Genomic DNA, 16,535 nt, shown 5'->3' with positions numbered 1-16,535 from the left:
AACAGGGAAGATGTCAAAATATGATGTGAGTAAATTCAGAAATGTAACCGTTGCACTGAATACACCGTTTCAGAAAGACGGCAGCGTGGATGTGGAAGCTGTCAAAGCGGTAAGCAGATATTTCCGTGATAAAGGAATTAAACAGATGTATGTCTGCGGAAGTACCGGTGAGGGATTCCTGCTGGATACCGAGGAGAGAATGCTGGTAGCGGAGACCGTGGTAAATGAAGTGGGAAAAGATATGAATATTATCGTTCATGTAGGATGCGCAGACACCAGACATTCCTGTATCCTGGCCGCTCATGCAGAGAAGATTGGTGCTGCGGCAATCTCAGCAGTTCCATGTGTGTATTACAGACCGAGTGAAGAAAGCGTATATCGGCACTGGACCAAGATCACAGAAGCTGCAGATCTGCCATTCTTTATCTATAATATCCCGCAGCTGACAGGATTCAATCTGTCTATGAATTTATTCAACCGTATGCTGGAAAATGAGAGAGTGGCCGGTGTAAAGTGTTCTTCTGATCCTGCCCAGGATATCTTAAGATTCAAGCTGGCCGGTGGAAAAGACTTTATTGTATTTAACGGACCGGATGAACAGTTCGTAGCAGGAAGGCTGCTGGGTGCAGATGCCGGAATCGGCGGTACCTATGGGGCTATGCCGGAACTGTATCTGAAGATGGATGAACTGATTAAACGCAGTGAATGGGAAAAGGCCGCAGAGATTCAGAATATTGTGACGCCTCTGATCTATCGTCTGTGCAGCTTCCCGTCTATGCACGGTGCGGTAAAAGGCATCATCACGCTGGATGGCTGCCCGATGGGAGATCCGAGGCTTCCGTTCCTGCCGGTATCTGTGGATGATCCAGATCTGAAGACTCTGTATCAGGATATCAGAAAGGCTGTAGAAGAGACAAAGGAGTGGTGATCATATGAAAAAGCATATTGTATGCTTTGGGGATTCCAATACCCATGGCTACTGTGCCATGAATGATGGAAGATTCGATGAGAATGAACGATGGACCTGCCTGCTTCAGAAAGAATTGGGAGAGGACTATCTGATACTGGAAGAAGGCTTAAGCGGCAGAACCACCTGCTTTAACGATCCGCTGTTTGAGGGACTCTCCGGACTGGATTATATTTATCCGTGTCTGATGAGTCATGAACCGGTAGACCTGCTGATCATTATGCTGGGAACCAATGATACAAAGGAACGTTTCGGAGCGTCTTCCGCATGTATCGCGCTGGGACTGAAACGTCTGGTGCAGAAAGCCATCTCAATAACAGACTGCTGGAGAGAAAAGAAGCCTCAGATTCTGATTGTAACACCGCAGAATATCGGAAAAGAGTATGAACAGTCTCATGTGCGTAGCACTATGGGAGCGGGCTGTGCGGAAAAATCACAGGGGCTGGCAGCAGAATACAGGGAGATTGCAAAGCTGACCGGATGTGAATTTCTGGATGCCAACGAGGTGGTATCTGCGCTGCCAAATGATGTGGACTATATGCATCTGACTGCAGAAGGACATCAGCAGCTGGCTGAGGCACTGGCAAAGAAAGTACGGGAGATAATACCGGGGAACGGATTGTAGTATTTGAAATATGATAACAGGTGGGAGATATTCCCACCTGTTATCTATATATAGGAGAAAATGTTACAAAAAAGAAAAATTCTAAATTATAAAAAATATTGACAAATTATAATACTGGTGTATATACTGATGATGAAAATACCCCCATAGGGTATCGCGATAAATGAGTGATATTACTTATTTTGGAACAACACGTAGAGATCAGTAATTCAGATAGGAGGAGATTTATTATGATCAAGACAACAGTAAAGATTTCTGGTATGGCTTGTGCCATGTGCGAAGCTCATATTAACGATGCAGTTCGAGGGGCATTCCCGGTGAAAAAAGTGACATCTAATCATTCCAAAGGTGAAACGGTCATTCTATCTGAAGAACCTTTGGATGAAGCAGCTATTCGGAAAACGATTGATGCCACCGGTTATACAACCGGAGAAATTACTTCCGCTCCGTACAAGAAAAAAGGGCTTTTTCACTTTGGCGCTTTACAAATATAATGTAAAACTATACAATAAAAGCAAATTTGAAATATGTGATTTTTGCAGGTGATACCATGAAAATAACTTATATTAACCACAGCGGCTTTTTGGTTGAGGTCAAAGACTGCTATTATATTTTCGATTATTACAAAGGCGAATTGCCGCCTCTCGATAAGAACAAAGAGGTGATCGTCTTTTGCAGTCACTTCCATGAGGATCATTTTAATCCCCGGATCTTTGAGATTCTTGATGATATGGGGATGATGTATCAGGCAGTTTTGGCAAAAGATATACGCAAAAGGAAGCAGTTGCCGGATATGAAGATTTCCTATGTTTATCACGATCAAACATATAATCTGGATAATGGTACTCAAGTCGATACGTTACTTTCTAATGATAGTGGTGTTGCATTTATTGTCAAAACGAAGGAAGGCATCATTTATCATGCTGGTGATTTAAATGATTGGTATTGGGATGGTGAACCGGAAGCTGACAATCAGAGACTTACTTCGGCATATCGTGCAGAGATCAGGAAAATCAGGGGGATGCATTTTGATGCGGCGTTCGTTCCCCTTGATCCAAGACAGGAAGATCACTATGCTGACGGGATTCTGTATTTCCTTGAAAATATAGACTGCAATGCCATTTTTCCAATGCATTATTGGAATGATGCCAGTGTAATTAAGCGGTTCATTACAGAATATCCACAATATAAGTCACGCATCAAAAACACAGAATGTACAAAAGGAGAAGTGCTATGAAATTTAAGATGATTCACGAGAATTATAATGTATCAGACCTGGACCGTTCTATTAAATTCTATAACGAAGCCCTGGATCTGCATGAAGTGAGACGAAAGACTACCAACAATTTCATCATTGCGTATCTGAGCAATGATGTAAGTGATTTTGAGTTGGAACTTACCTGGCTTAAAGATCATCCACAACCATATAATTTGGGTGAATGTGAATTCCACCTGGCATTTCGGGCAGATGATTATGAAGCAGCACACAAAAAGCATAAAGAGATGGGATGCATTTGCTTCGAAAATGAAGAGATGGGTATCTATTTTATCGAAGATCCTGATGGTTACTGGCTTGAAATCGTACCGTAAATCTGTCTGTTATGAAACCGTTGTAGTTATGTGCAGCGGTTTTCTGTTTTATTCCATGACATAGTGCGGGTGTTGCCCGATGTAACAGATCTTGAAGCTGTAAAAACTTATGCATATCAGCCAACATTGATTTTGAAGGGAGTTGGTGATATTATTCAAGAAAGAACAGGTGAAATGATGATCAGAAAAGCAGAAGAAAGAGATATTCCCAGAATTATGGAACTGTTAGGGCAAGTGCTGCAAATTCATGCAGACATAAGACCTGATATTTTTATTCCGAGTACGACAAAATATACGGTAGACGAATTGAAAGAGCTTTTGAAAAATAAAGAAAAGCCGATATACATCGCAGCGAACGAAGCAGATATTTGTGTGGGATATGCATTTTGTCAATTGCAGGAGCAGCCATTTTCAAACAATATGGTGCAGTTTAAGTCACTTTTTATAGACGATCTGTGTGTCGATCAACAGGCGCGAGGACAGCATATCGGAGAAAGTTTGTTTGAATATGTAAAAAATGAAGCAAAGCGAATGAACTGCTATGAAGTAACATTGAATGTCTGGGCAGGAAATACTTCAGCAGAAAAATTCTATGAAAAAATGGGAATGAAGACAAAAGAAAGACAGATGGAATATATATTAATATAGAAAAGCTGATATTTGTATGATACCGAGAAAAATTCATCTGGATAAGCCGGCTATTGTGATGGAATTAAAATGGAATCTCGAACTGTAAATTGCAGGAGTCAGTCATATGAAAGATGAAAATCAGGAAGAAATATCAAACTTCTTCCTGATTTTTGCAAAGTTTCATGCAGGCAGAATCGCTGCCTTTTTTCAAAGGTGTAGGGAGTGCCAGAATAATAATGGTAGCAATTACAAATACTGTTCCGATCAGATCCGGTGTAGTGAAGCTGACTTTCATCCATACTGCGGTTAATACCATAGAGGCTACCGGTTCCACGCAGGAATAAAGGCTTGCCTTTACAGATCCGATCATTTTTACTCCTGTCATATACATGGAGAATCCGGCCATGGTTCCAAACAGAATGATGAAGGTAAGGGCTGTGAATGTTTCACCGTCAAAGATCACCTTATTATTCCAGGGACGGAATGCTATGGTAAGAGCTGTACCGCCGATCAGCATTCCCCATGCCAGTATCAGAGGCGTGTCAAATTCAGCCTGCATTCTGGCGGGTTTTACCGTGTAGATTACTACAGAAACTGCAGAAATCAGCCCCATAATCAGAGCTTTTTGAGATAATGCCAGTGTAGTTGGATTCCCATGAGTGGCAATCAGAAAAATACCGGTAACTGCCAGGATGACTCCCAGAACTTCTTTTTTTTCGGGTAAGCGTCTCGTTTGCAGACATACCCAGACAACGATCAGCGCAGGTCCCAGATACTGAATAACCGTAGCAGTTCCTGCGTTAGACCATTCGATAGTCTGAAAATAACTGTACTGGCATAACATCATTCCTGCCAGACCATAAATAATAATGTCAATTCTGTTTCTTTTGGTTTTCCATATGTCAAATACTTTTCTTTTATCTCGAATTAAATAATAACACAGCAGTAAAAAACCAGCCGTCACCAGACGTAAGGGAACCAGCCAGGATGCAGTGACATCTTTGTTCTGGAACAGAAACTGTCCGCAGACACCGGAAATTCCCCACAGAATTCCACCGGCAATGGTCAGAAATGTTCCAATAATGGTTCCTTTTTTTGTATTTATCTTGTTTTTATCGTTTTTGTGCATATCAAATCGTCCCTAAAAAATTAGTTGCCAAAGTGAGTATAGTAGTCCTCATGAGGCTTGTCAAGGAAACAAAATTGAACGCGGATTGCGAATGTCCGCTTTACTCTATTATTTTAAACAATATTGTAGGTTAGTTGTCAACCATGCAATCTGTGAGACTATAGACGGAATCGGAAGATTATAAATAATAAAATACAGAATATTCTGAATATTTAATTAAAATAAAAAAAGAGATTGACAATTATAAAAAACAATGATATAGTAAACATATCAAAAGAAAACAGAACTAACAAAAGCAAAGGAAATTTATTCCGACAAATAATAAGAAGAAAAAGTTAGTAGAAAATCTGAATTCTTTAGATATCAGGAGGACGGACCGATGGCATAAGTAAATTTCCCATCAAACCAAAATCTAAGAAAGAGGTATAGTCCAATGGCAACATAAATCTTAACCCAAAGAAAAAATCTCTTAAAAGAGTTTACATAGATAGAACAATGAATTGGAAGAAAAAGTCATTGAATGTAAATGAAGGAGATGATTTCATATGAAAGGCAGAGATCCATAACGGACAAGACCAAAATGAAAATCTAAGAATTGGAGGTACGGTCCAACAAAAACTTAATTTAAAAATCGTAATCTAAGAAAGCCGAAGGTGTAGACAATGAAATTGCTGGAAATTCATTAAGAGCCCGATCGAGAGAAAAAAGAATCGATCGGGCTTATTTTTGTATAATTGACGGGTTATCTTCTTCTGTCTATGCCGCTTTTGCGGTAATAGCAGGATTTACTTTTGTACATTCTCGCATCTGCAGCCTTTGCAATGTCATAGATTCCGTTCCATTCTTTCTCTGAACTAAAAACGTATCCGTATGAGACACTCATAGAATCCACCAGTTCGCCTCTCCATTTGGCAGACTTTTGGTCAAAGTTTGTGATAAGATTTGGAAGAACATCCGTTTTCTCGGTGATAATAATAACAAATTCATCTCCACCGATTCTGTAGACGTTTCCATAATTCTGAAAACATGATTTCATACAATCTGCAGCTGCGCATATAAGTTCATCTCCGGCGGCATGTCCAAGAGAATCATTTACGTGTTTGAGACCGTTGATATCCATGGAAATATAGATCCATTCTTTATGAAGATCAAGACTGTGTATGGCTGTTTCATAAGCATGCCTGTTAAAACATTTTGTAAGCTCATCGGTGTTTGATGTATAGATCAGTTTTTCTTTTTCATATTTTTCTTTCAGAACTCGTGAGAGCATATATACCATACAACAGGATGCCAGTACAAGATATATGCCAACTATAAATACAGCATATATATTATTCCTTAGATAAAAGGAACTTTCCATAGTAACGGCAATGATATATGTATCATCAAGACACAGGAAACACCTGCAGAGTTTTCCATTTACCTTTGTGTGGAAAGTGACTGTCTTGCTGTCATTTACTCTATCAGTTGCGATACCAAGATCATCGAGTACTTCTCCGATCCAGGTACGGTCGGTGGCTCCTTTTACAATCTTTGTCCCGGCATCTGCCACAAAAATTTCAATTCCTTTATAAAGTGGCATGGCGCTTACGACATTAGAGATTTCGTTCTGCTTTAACTCTTGCAGAAGGCGTGTCGGTTCGATGCCTATCTGAATCATCCTTGTACCGGCTTCGTTCCAGGTGATGGCATACATCATCTCTTTCTTTTCGGCGGTATTAGGCGTGACATCCTGACACATGGTAAGATCCTTGTCAGTAAGCATTGGCTTAAAATATGACATCTGTTCTCCTGAGTCGAAATTGTAGCCATAGTATTTTGGCATAGACCCACTATAGATATATCCGTTTTTATCAATCAGATGTATCTCATCTACGGAGATCAACTTTGCTATTTTCTGCAATTCTTCTACATCATGCTCTGCCGTTGGTTTTGCATCTATGATATATGATGCAGCTTTCGCTCTTATTATATAATCGTCCTTTAGCGATTCAATGAGTCCTTTTTCATTCTCATCATTTTTATTGAGCACGGTGATTACACGATCAAGAAGTACTTCTGACATCTGATAGGTGTTGCTGTCATTTACAGATTTTAAAATTCCGGCCTCAAGTAATAATGCAACCGCGATGATTACAAAAGCCAGAAAAGCGAGTTTTTTCTTTTTCATGTATATATTTTATCATGCTTTTTGCAGATAAACCACAGAAAACCTTTTAGATACGTATTTTTTATCATAATATGGCACGAATGTCAAAAATTATAGGACCACTGATCCGATAATATTTACAAAAAGCATACTAATTTTAGGATAGTAATGAGGCTGTTTTCTGGCATATTCTTATAATATAACAAGAAAACTGTATATGCGATATGAAGGGAGGATATGAGTATGTACACGAAAGCAGTGATTGGCAAACGAAAATTACAAATGATGTTTCTTACAATACTGATGTTTATCGGATTGCTGGCATGGGGAGTTCCGGCTGCTGCCCAGACGAAGAATATCATTTGTAACGAATATGGAAAGAATTATTCCATAATATTTAATTCGGAATACAAAAAAAGCACGACAGAAGTAGTAATTAAAAACGCAACATCTGGAAAAATGAAGCTGGATATTACTGTAAAAACAGTCAGGACAAAAACATATCCGAGTGACAAATTAGAACAGTTCTCATGGAATGATTTTATGGTGTCAGGAAAGATGAGCGGGTATATTGTTATGGAACCCGGAGAAGAACAAACGATAGAATTTTTGTTCAGATCAGACTATGCAGGTGAATCCAGTATTCGAGTGACAACTTCGAAGGCAACTGTATCAGAGAACGGTGGAAAAACATTTAAGTCAGCAAAAAAAATTGCTGTGAACAGTGAAGAGAAGGGGGTGATACGTTCAGGAGACAGCGGTGGAATATATCAGTATGCACGATATTTTTCCTTTACTACAAAAGAACGGCGTCAGCAGACGATATCACTTGCAGGTGAAAAAGGAAAAAAAGTTCATGTAAGTATATACAGAAAAGATGACACTGGAATGAAGTCACCTCTGCTGACTTTGACATCTGACAATGCTGAGAAGAGAGGCAGCGTATGGCTTAATCCCGGAACCTATGTAATAGCAGTTGGATTCCGTAAATCTCCGGGAATGTATGCATCCTATCGTTTCCGGCTGGGAGGCAGAAATTATATTCCGGCAACCGGAGTATCGCTGACTTGTAACACAAATAAACTGACGATTGATTCTGGAATTACAAGAAACCCAAAGACATTTACATTTACAGCAGCTACGATACCTGCAAATAGTGATGACAAACTTTCCAATATTTTGGTGGGTGGAAATATTCGTTCTGATATGTATGAGATTAAGGGCGCTGTAAAAGGAAAAAACAAAGCAACATTTACGATAACTTATAAAGGTTATCGCTATACTGCAGGTAATAATACGATAAAGGTTAAAACGTCAAATGGATTGCAGTCCAAGGGATTTTCAGTATTTGCAAAAGCAGGAACCCCGAGTGTTTATAAATATTATGTATATCCAAACCAGATAGAGTTCTATGGAGTAAGAGGCAGCGGAGCCTCAGGAACCCATGGAGTGAATGTGTACCTGAAATCCGGAAATAAATGGATAAAACAGAAACTGCAAAGTAATGATTCTGTAATTGTGAAAAAACTGAAACCAAATACACGTTATGAATTCAAACTGACAGAAGCTGCTAAACGGTCTGATGGTAAATGGATAGAGGGAAAACCACTTTACAGAAGTATTCAGACACAGAAAAATACAAAACCAGACGTAAAATCCATAAAGGTATCTAATGTCAAAGAAGATTATAGCTGGAAATGGATGAGTTATTCCTCAACCAGTGGAAAATGGTATAAGAGTTATTATACCAGATATCGGGTAACGGTTACTTTAAAGAAAAAATTGCCGGCAAACCATAAGATGGAAATCGATGGACATCTGGTAGCAGGAAAAGGAAACCAATACACCATAAATCTTTCAATCGGAGGAAGAAAGAAAGGAAAAAGTACAACACTGACTGTGCAGACATATAGCGAAAAAGGAAATATTTATAGCTACGGCAATATTTTGAAAAAAAAGATTCAATTAAAATAAAAAACAGTTGACAGAAGTGATATGAATCTGTATAATTGGTTCTTGGTTGCAGTAGTGACCAAGAATCATGCAGGAGTGGCGGAATTGGCAGACGCGCAGGCTTCAGGTGCCTGTGGTCGTTAAGACCGTGTGGGTTCAAGTCCCATCTCCTGCATTTTTTAAATGAAAAGGAGCGTCGCAAAACACTGATGAATCAGTGAAGCGATGCTCCTTCTTTTTTTGTAAAACCGTGATTCCATGATTACATGAAATCACTGCCTTGAGGAGAGGGTGGTTTGCAACCGTCCATTTCTTGTGATCCAGAAGAAGGTTCCTGTGAAAATGATTCCTTTCACAATGGTAGTAGAAGAAAATGCCCACCAGATACCGTTCAGTCCTAAAGAAGTATTTCCAAGGATCATAGCTAATGGGATTCTTGAACTCGTAAAGAGAATACTGATGATACTGCATAGATTTGTTTTGCCAAGTCCTGATATGGCTCCAATGGTAGTAAGTTCTATACACAAAAATGCTTCACTGAATCCGATGATAACCAGATAGTTTATAGCAGTCGCGATAGCGGAAGGTTCATGGAAGAAGACAGAAGCAATTGGGGTTGGCGCAAAAATGAAGATTAAGGTAATCAGTAATCCCCAGATACCTACGGTCAAAAGTGAAACTCGATATCCTTTTTTGACACGATCTATTTTTTCAGCTCCATAGTTTTGGGCAGTAAATGCATTTAAAGCAGCTGCAAAACCATCTGCGGTATTCCAGGATACGGATTCGATCTGGCCACCAACTCGTAAGGTGGCGACTGCTTCAGCTCCAAATCCAGATACCATCCTGGTAATCAGCATAGAGATCATACAGTATACCATGCCCTGAATTCCGGTTGGAATACCAATTTTGCAGATACCTTTCAGATATTTTGTGGACATTCCACCAATCAGGTGAATTCCTTTTAGCACATTCTCTTTTTTTGACCGGATAATTCCAAGTATCATGATACCCATGACAATGAACTGGGCTGTAACAGTGGCAATTGCGGCACCGATGACGCCAAGTTTTGGCAATGGACCCGGCCCCAGAATTAATAGTGGATCCAGAATCATATTTGTTACCAGTCCTACCAGATTCGCAACAAATGGTGTCTTGGAATCTCCCTGTGCAGTATAGAGACCAGTCAGTGTGATGGTCATAAAGGAAAAGACGATCAGCCCACATGCAATTTGAGTATAGGAAATGGCAGCATTATAGGCTTCCGCATCACTCAGATTAAAAAAGCCCACCATCTGGCGGACAAAAATCAGAGAGAAGAGTGCAAAGATCAATCCCATATACAGTGCTATCTGTACAGCTGTTTGAGCATACTTATGAGCTTTTTCCCTATCCCCGCTGCCAATACACTGGGCTACCTGCACCTGTCCACCCATTCTGGCAATGGAAGACAACCCCTGAGAGAACCAGGTAAACATGCCGCCGACACCTACTCCAGCTACGGCTTTTGATCCAAGAAGTCCAATCCATGCCATGTCTGTAATATTATACAATGTTCCGAGAAAAGACGATGCCATGATAGGAATCGCAAGTTTTGTCAGGGTCTTTAGAATCGGCCCTTTTGTTAAATTTCCGTCCAAAATATTTATCCTCAAATCTTTTTTACAATTTTATACAACACGATCATAACATTTTTATGATATAAAAACAATCTTTCTGATCTATTCTGTACCGAATTGGACACTCTTTTACTGTTCACTGGGTGACTTGATTCATGAGGATATTTTCTGTACAATAAAAACTATAGTGAATCATGTTGCAGAAGGAGAAAACATATCATGAGCAGTTATATTACAACTTACACCAGAAAACATTTTGATCCGGTACATCCGGATCCGGAGAGAATCGTTATTGAAGATATTGCACATGCGTTATCTCTTTTGTGCCGCGGAAACGGGCATGTGACCACGTTCTGGTCAGTGGGACAGCATTGTATTTGTTGTGCAAAAGAGGCAGCAGGACGTGGACTTTCTGACCGAATCGTGCTGGCCTGTCTTCTTCATGATGCCAGTGAATGTTACATGTCTGATGTGCCACGTCCTTTTAAGCAGACGATGCAGGAGTATATCTGTCAGGAAGAGACACTTCTGAGTATGGTCTACACCAGATATCTTGGTACAGATCTGACAGCAGAAGAACAAAAACAGATAAAAGAAATTGATGATGACCTGTTATGGTATGATATGACGAAATTGCTGGATGAACCACAGGGAGGAGAAGCTCCGGAACTTCATTTTGAACTGGATTATACCGTGCAGCCATTTGGAGAAGTAGAGCAGGAGTATTTGGAAATATTCAAAAAGTATTATGGGGTGAAATAACCACTTGTTATTCAAGCCTCAATTTGTTATGCTTATCAGTAATGAACAAACGGTTGCGTAAATTGGGGTGTTGTTATGGAAACAGAAGAGAAGAAAGTCTATACGATTGATGATATTGCCAGAGAACTGGGGGTCAGTAAGACTACAGTATCTCGCGCAATTTCAGGAAAAGGGCGTATTGGGCAGGCTACAAGGGAAAGAGTATTAGAGTTTATTGAGAAGCATGACTACCGTCCGAATGTGATGGCAAAGGGATTGGCACAGAAGAAAACTTTTAATCTGGCGCTGCTGCTGCCAAAGGATTATGCAGTGACAGAATTTCCTTTTTTTAAGGACTGTATGCAGGGAATCTGCGAGGTGGCATCCGGTCATGACTATGATGTGATTATTTCTATGATAGACGGAGATGACCTGTCCCAGATTCAGAGGTTAGAGGCGAATCGAAAAGTGGATGGTATGATCCTGAGCCGTGCAGTAGAGCATTCCATGGCGCAGGATTATCTGAAAAGCTGTAAGGAACCATTTGTGGTTATTGGACCGGAAGAAGATCCACAGATTACCTATGTGGACAACAAGAACCTGGAAGCCAGCAAAGAACTGACCAGCATTATGCTGATGAAAGGCGTACAGAAACTGGCACTTTTGGGTGGCAATCAGTCATTCAGTGTGACAGAGAGCCGATATAAGGGATATCTGCAAGCTCATAAAAAAACAGGCAGGCTGGTAAATGAAGACATGATCTTTATGAACTGCGAGAATCAGACAAAGGTCTCAGAGGCTGTAAAACAGGCCCTGGAACAGGGGGAAGATGGAATTTTGTGTATGGACGATGCCATCTGCAGCATGTGCATCGGAAGCCTGAGAGAACGGAAGATTCCGATTCCGTCTCAGGTACGGGTGGCAAGCCTGTATGACAGTAAGAGTCTGGAATACAATAATCCACCGATTACTAGTGTGAAGTTCGATACGGTCAGACTGGGAAAAATGGCAGCAGAGAAGCTGTTAAAGATGATGGGCGAAGAGACAGAGGAAGAGACACAGCCATTAAATTATCAGGTCGTGCTGCGGGAGTCAACGCAGTAACGGACATCATGGAGCATAACGTGCAGAAATGTACGAGATGCTCTTTTTTGTTGAAAACGTAAAGTTACGTGACAAACAGTAAAGAACAATCGATTGCGCAAAAACAAAATAACATGAAAAGATAATTGTGCAATATGCAATAAAAAATGAGTAAAAATTAGAGAATAGTGAACAATTGACAATAAGGTGACTATTTAATATACTAAAAACATGAACAAGCGGTTGCGCAAACTTAAAATGCGCTGTGACGACAACAGTAATTATAACAGTAATAATTACATATGCGCAGCTTGAAAAGAATATCAGGAGGAAAGAATGATGAAGAAATCCGTGAAAAAAGTAATGTTGCCGGTAATGGCAGCAGCAATGGCAGTATCCTTTGGAACACTGGTAAGTGCAGAGGATGAGACAATCAGTTTAACTGTATGGGGTGCAGAGGAAGATCAGACATTGTTAAAAGAACTGACAGATAATTTCCAGGCAGCTTACCCAGATCAGACATTTGATATTCAGATCGGTGTAGAATCTGAATCCACAGCCAAGGATACCGTTTTAACTGACGTAGAAGCAGCTGCTGATGTCTATGCATTTGCAGATGACCAGATTACTGATCTGATAAAAGCAGGTGCACTTCTGAAACTGGATGATTACGCAGAAGTACTTCAGATGGCAGGAAAAACTCTTGATGATGTGAAAGATGCTAATGTGGAAGGTTCTATTGATGCAGCAACCATCGATGGCGGACTGTATGCATTCCCAAGAGCAGCAGATAACGGATATTTTCTGTATTATGATGCATCTGTTCTCAGTGAAGAAGATGTGGCAAGCTGGAGCAGTCTTCTGGAAGCCGCCGATGCAGCAGGAAAGAAAGTAGGTATGACATTGGCATCAGGATGGTATAATGCCTCCTTCTTCTATGGTGCAGGATTTACCACAGCGTTAAATGATGACGGAACAACTGCAATCGACTGGAACGGTACCAGCGCAGACGGATATACCGGTGTGGACGTGGTAAAAGGTATGCTGGCTATCTCAGGCAGTCCTGCATTTATGGCAATTGCGGATGGTGATATCTCAAATCAGCTGGCATCCGGTAATCTTGTAGCATGCGTATCCGGTACATGGGATGCCATGACAGCACAGGAAGTATTCGGAGACGGATATGCAGCAACCAAGCTTCCGACTTTCACAGTAGGTGATCAGGAAGTTCAACAGGGATCTGTAGCAGGTTACAAATATATTGGTGTAAACGGATATTCTGAAAATTCAGGATGGGCAGTGCTTCTCGCTGATTATCTGTCAAATGAAGAAGCTCAGCAGAAGTTCTTTGATGAACGTGAAAGTGGTCCATCCAATAAAAATGTAGGTGCATCTGATGCGATCAAAGAAAATATTGCACTTTCAGCGCTGGCACAGCAGTCTGAATATGCGCAGGCACAGAAGGTAGGCGGAAAATACTGGGATCCGTCTCAGACATTCGGTGAGTTGATTGCACAGGGAACTCTGGCAGCAGATGATGATGCAGCAATTCAGGAAGCACTGGATAACCTGGTAGAAGGTGTGACTGCTTCTGTAGAGTAATGCATATTGTGTCAGACGATCAGAATATGTGAATATGCTGATGAATCGATAAGAACATACAAATGGCCCATATGCGTGAAAGTGCATGTGGGCTATTTTAAGGAAAGAGAAAAATGGAGGAAAAGGAATGGCAGCACAGGAGAAAAATTCTGCAGCATCAGCCGTTGGAAGTTTGGGGAAGGCTATCGGAAGCTTTTTCAGAGACTTTGGTACAGCGGTTGTAAAAGGTGATGCGTTTGTCAAATTGTCTCTGCTCTGGATGGGCGCGGGATATGCAAAGCGTAAGCAGTATGTAAAAGCAGTTTTGATGACGATTCTGGAAATCGCGATCATTGCATTTACTGTAAAATTTGCTATGCAGTATGTACCGAAGATTGGCAGTCTTGGTACTGTAAAGATGGAAAAAGTCTTTAATATGAAGACGATGAAAAGTGAATTTAATAATTACGATAACTCGTTTACGATTCTGTTATTTTCATTATTCAGTTTTGTTGTGTGGCTGGCAGCTGCAGTGGTCTGGTTTAAAAATATAATAAATGCCTATGTTCTCCAGAAAATGGAAGAAGAAGGACAGCATATCAATACTTTCCGGGAAGATTTGAAATCATTAGTAGAAGAGAAGTTTCATATTACACTGTTAACGCTTCCGGTTCTTGGAGTCGTTATTTTTACACTGATTCCGATTTTGCTTCTGATCTTTGTGGCATTTACCAATTACGATCAGCAGCATATGCCTCCTACGGAACTTTTCTCCTGGGTGGGACTGAATAACTTTATCAGCCTGTTTGGTGGTGGCGGACTGACCACCACATTCGGATATGCGTTTGTGCGAGTTCTGGGATGGACGCTTGTGTGGGCATTTTTTGCAACCTTCACCACATACATTGGCGGTATCTTACTTTCCCTGTTACTGAATAGTAAGAAAACCAGATGGCCGAAGATGTGGAGAACTTTATTTATCGTAACGATTGCAGTACCACAGTTCGTATCCCTGCTTCTGGTACGTAACTTCTTCTCAAACGGTGGTATTGTCAATACCATCTGCAATACGATCGGACTGACCGGATTCCTGAGAAGTATTGGTCTGGTATCTACCAGTTATATTCCGTTCTTATCTGCTCCGGGCTGGGCACACGTTATGATCATTCTGATTAATATCTGGATTGGTGTACCGTATCAGATGCTGATTGCTACCGGTGTGCTGATGAACCTGCCGTCTGACCAGTTGGAAAGTGCCAGAGTGGACGGTGCGACCAAGTTCCAGATTTTTCGGAAAATCACTATGCCGTATCTGCTGTTTGTAACCGGACCGGCACTGATTACTGACTTTGTAAAAAATATCAACAACTTTAACGTTATTTACCTGCTGACACAGGATGTATACACCACAACGAATCAGGCAATGGCCAATTCACAGGCAAAAGAAGTAGATCTTCTGGTAACATGGCTGTTCCGTCTGACTCAGGACTACTACAACTACAAGATGGCATCCGCCATTGGTATCATTGTGTTTATCATCTGTGCAGTCTTCACACTGGTTGCATTTAACCGGATGATCAAAGGAGATAAGGAGGGTACATACCAATAATGAAAAAGATGAAAGACAGTCGTACATCTTCAATTGTACTGCATAACGGACTCATTGCGGTGTTGGCTTTATTCTGGCTGATTCCGATTATCTGGCTGGTGTGCACTTCCTTTAGTGCCTACAGCGGAATGAATACCAGTACTTTTTTCCCGAAGGAATGGAGCATTGTGAATTATCAGAAGCTGTTCCATCCGGACTCTGTATCACAGTTTCCACAATGGTTTTTAAATACTTTTATCATTGCATGCTTTACCTGTGTAATCTCTACCATGTTTGTATTGATGGTAGCATATGCTACTTCCATGATGCGTTTTAAGATGAGAAAACCACTGATGAACATGGCAGTTATCCTGAACCTGTTTCCAGGTATGCTGGCTATGATCGCAGTATATTTTACACTGAAATCTTTCAATCTGACTAATAGCTATGTCGGACTGATTATGGTATATTCCGCATCCTCAGGACTGGGGTATCTGATTGCAAAAGGATTCTTTGATACGGTACCGAGAGCACTCTGCGAAGCAGCCAGAATCGATGGCTGCAGCGAGGCAAGAATCTTTTTTCAGATCGTATTGCCGATGAGCCGTCCGATCGTAGTCTATACGGTAATCAGCAGTTTCCTGGTACCGTGGATGGACTTTGTATACGCAAAGATGATTTTAAATGCAGGTATTTCTTCCAAGTATACCGTTGCCATTGGTCTGTACAAGATGCTGGATAAGAGTCTGATTAATTCTTATTTTACCCAGTTCTGTGCAGGTGGTGTGCTGGTATCTATTCCGATTTCCATTCTGTTCATGATTATGCAGAAGTTCTATGTGGAAGGAATCACCGGAGGAGCAGTAAAAGGTTAAGATTA

General features: G+C 40.7%; 15 protein-coding genes and 1 tRNA gene. 13 read left to right on the top strand and 3 right to left on the bottom strand.

The features are described 5' to 3' along the window. Nucleotides 1–10: 10 nt before the first annotated feature. The 6 genes from H8716_RS09420 (at nucleotide 11) to H8716_RS09395 (ending at nucleotide 3,830) form a co-directional block, all read left to right on the top strand. Nucleotides 11–928: a dihydrodipicolinate synthase family protein gene (locus tag H8716_RS09420; RefSeq protein ID WP_249308419.1), complete on the top strand. Its 918-nt coding sequence runs from the start codon at nucleotides 11–13 to the stop codon at nucleotides 926–928. Nucleotides 929–932: 4 nt separating this feature from the next. Then, complete coding sequence (locus H8716_RS09415; RefSeq protein ID WP_249308417.1) at nucleotides 933–1,592, top strand: SGNH/GDSL hydrolase family protein; 660 nt, start codon at nucleotides 933–935, stop codon at nucleotides 1,590–1,592. A gap of 230 nt (nucleotides 1,593–1,822) precedes the next feature. After that, a complete protein-coding gene (locus H8716_RS09410) occupies nucleotides 1,823–2,086 on the top strand; it encodes a heavy-metal-associated domain-containing protein (protein ID WP_249308416.1) in 264 nt (87 codons plus the stop codon). A gap of 56 nt (nucleotides 2,087–2,142) precedes the next feature. Then, the gene (locus tag H8716_RS09405) at nucleotides 2,143–2,829 is read left to right on the top strand and encodes an MBL fold metallo-hydrolase (RefSeq protein WP_249308415.1); all 687 of its coding nucleotides are present in this window, start codon (nucleotides 2,143–2,145) and stop codon (nucleotides 2,827–2,829) included. Then, nucleotides 2,826–3,182 (top strand): VOC family protein, encoded by a 357-nt coding sequence (locus H8716_RS09400; RefSeq protein ID WP_249308414.1) that lies wholly within the window; start codon nucleotides 2,826–2,828, stop codon nucleotides 3,180–3,182. Before H8716_RS09405 ends, H8716_RS09400 begins: the two co-directional genes overlap by 4 nt. 174 nt (nucleotides 3,183–3,356) lie before the next feature. Next, the gene (locus H8716_RS09395; protein WP_249308413.1) at nucleotides 3,357–3,830 is read left to right on the top strand and encodes a GNAT family N-acetyltransferase; all 474 of its coding nucleotides are present in this window, start codon (nucleotides 3,357–3,359) and stop codon (nucleotides 3,828–3,830) included. Between the two features lie 133 nt (nucleotides 3,831–3,963). Here H8716_RS09395 and H8716_RS09390 read toward each other — a convergent pair whose 3' ends face one another. Beyond that, the gene (locus tag H8716_RS09390) at nucleotides 3,964–4,941 is read right to left on the bottom strand and encodes a DMT family transporter (protein WP_249308412.1); all 978 of its coding nucleotides are present in this window, start codon (nucleotides 4,939–4,941) and stop codon (nucleotides 3,964–3,966) included. A 742-nt stretch (nucleotides 4,942–5,683) separates the two neighbouring features. Then, the gene (locus tag H8716_RS09385; protein ID WP_249308410.1) at nucleotides 5,684–7,111 is read right to left on the bottom strand and encodes a GGDEF domain-containing protein; all 1,428 of its coding nucleotides are present in this window, start codon (nucleotides 7,109–7,111) and stop codon (nucleotides 5,684–5,686) included. Nucleotides 7,112–7,333: 222 nt separating this feature from the next. Between H8716_RS09385 and H8716_RS09380 the strand changes: the two genes are divergently transcribed. Further along, nucleotides 7,334–9,064, top strand: coding sequence for a hypothetical protein (locus H8716_RS09380; RefSeq protein ID WP_249308408.1), 1,731 nt, complete (start codon nucleotides 7,334–7,336; stop codon nucleotides 9,062–9,064). 69 nt (nucleotides 9,065–9,133) lie between these two features. After that, a tRNA-Leu gene (locus H8716_RS09375) sits at nucleotides 9,134–9,218 on the top strand. 97 nt (nucleotides 9,219–9,315) lie between these two features. Here the strand turns inward: H8716_RS09375 and H8716_RS09370 are convergent. Continuing rightward, entirely contained in the window at nucleotides 9,316–10,683 is a 1,368-nt protein-coding gene (locus tag H8716_RS09370; protein WP_249308406.1) for an MATE family efflux transporter, read from the bottom strand. 198 nt (nucleotides 10,684–10,881) lie between these two features. Here H8716_RS09370 and H8716_RS09365 point away from each other — a divergent pair, with 198 nt between their 5' ends. The 5 genes from H8716_RS09365 to H8716_RS09345 all read left to right on the top strand — a co-directional run bounded on the left by H8716_RS09365 (nucleotide 10,882) and on the right by H8716_RS09345 (nucleotide 16,530). Continuing rightward, the gene (locus tag H8716_RS09365; protein WP_249308405.1) at nucleotides 10,882–11,424 is read left to right on the top strand and encodes an HD domain-containing protein; all 543 of its coding nucleotides are present in this window, start codon (nucleotides 10,882–10,884) and stop codon (nucleotides 11,422–11,424) included. Between the two features lie 75 nt (nucleotides 11,425–11,499). Further along, nucleotides 11,500–12,507 (top strand): LacI family DNA-binding transcriptional regulator, encoded by a 1,008-nt coding sequence (locus H8716_RS09360; RefSeq protein WP_249308403.1) that lies wholly within the window; start codon nucleotides 11,500–11,502, stop codon nucleotides 12,505–12,507. 315 nt (nucleotides 12,508–12,822) lie between these two features. Continuing rightward, nucleotides 12,823–14,088, top strand: coding sequence for an extracellular solute-binding protein (locus tag H8716_RS09355; RefSeq protein WP_249308401.1), 1,266 nt, complete (start codon nucleotides 12,823–12,825; stop codon nucleotides 14,086–14,088). A 127-nt stretch (nucleotides 14,089–14,215) separates the two neighbouring features. Further along, a complete protein-coding gene (locus H8716_RS09350; protein ID WP_249308399.1) occupies nucleotides 14,216–15,676 on the top strand; it encodes a carbohydrate ABC transporter permease in 1,461 nt (486 codons plus the stop codon). After that, nucleotides 15,676–16,530: a sugar ABC transporter permease gene (locus H8716_RS09345; RefSeq protein ID WP_249308397.1), complete on the top strand. Its 855-nt coding sequence runs from the start codon at nucleotides 15,676–15,678 to the stop codon at nucleotides 16,528–16,530. The genes H8716_RS09350 and H8716_RS09345 overlap by 1 nt, the downstream gene beginning before the upstream one ends. Nucleotides 16,531–16,535: the final 5 nt, after the last annotated feature.

The sequence above is a fragment of the Jingyaoa shaoxingensis genome, from assembly GCF_014385005.1.
GTDB classification, from domain to species: domain Bacteria; phylum Bacillota; class Clostridia; order Lachnospirales; family Lachnospiraceae; genus Marvinbryantia; species Marvinbryantia shaoxingensis.
This window is presented reverse-complemented; position numbering and strand designations above follow the sequence as displayed.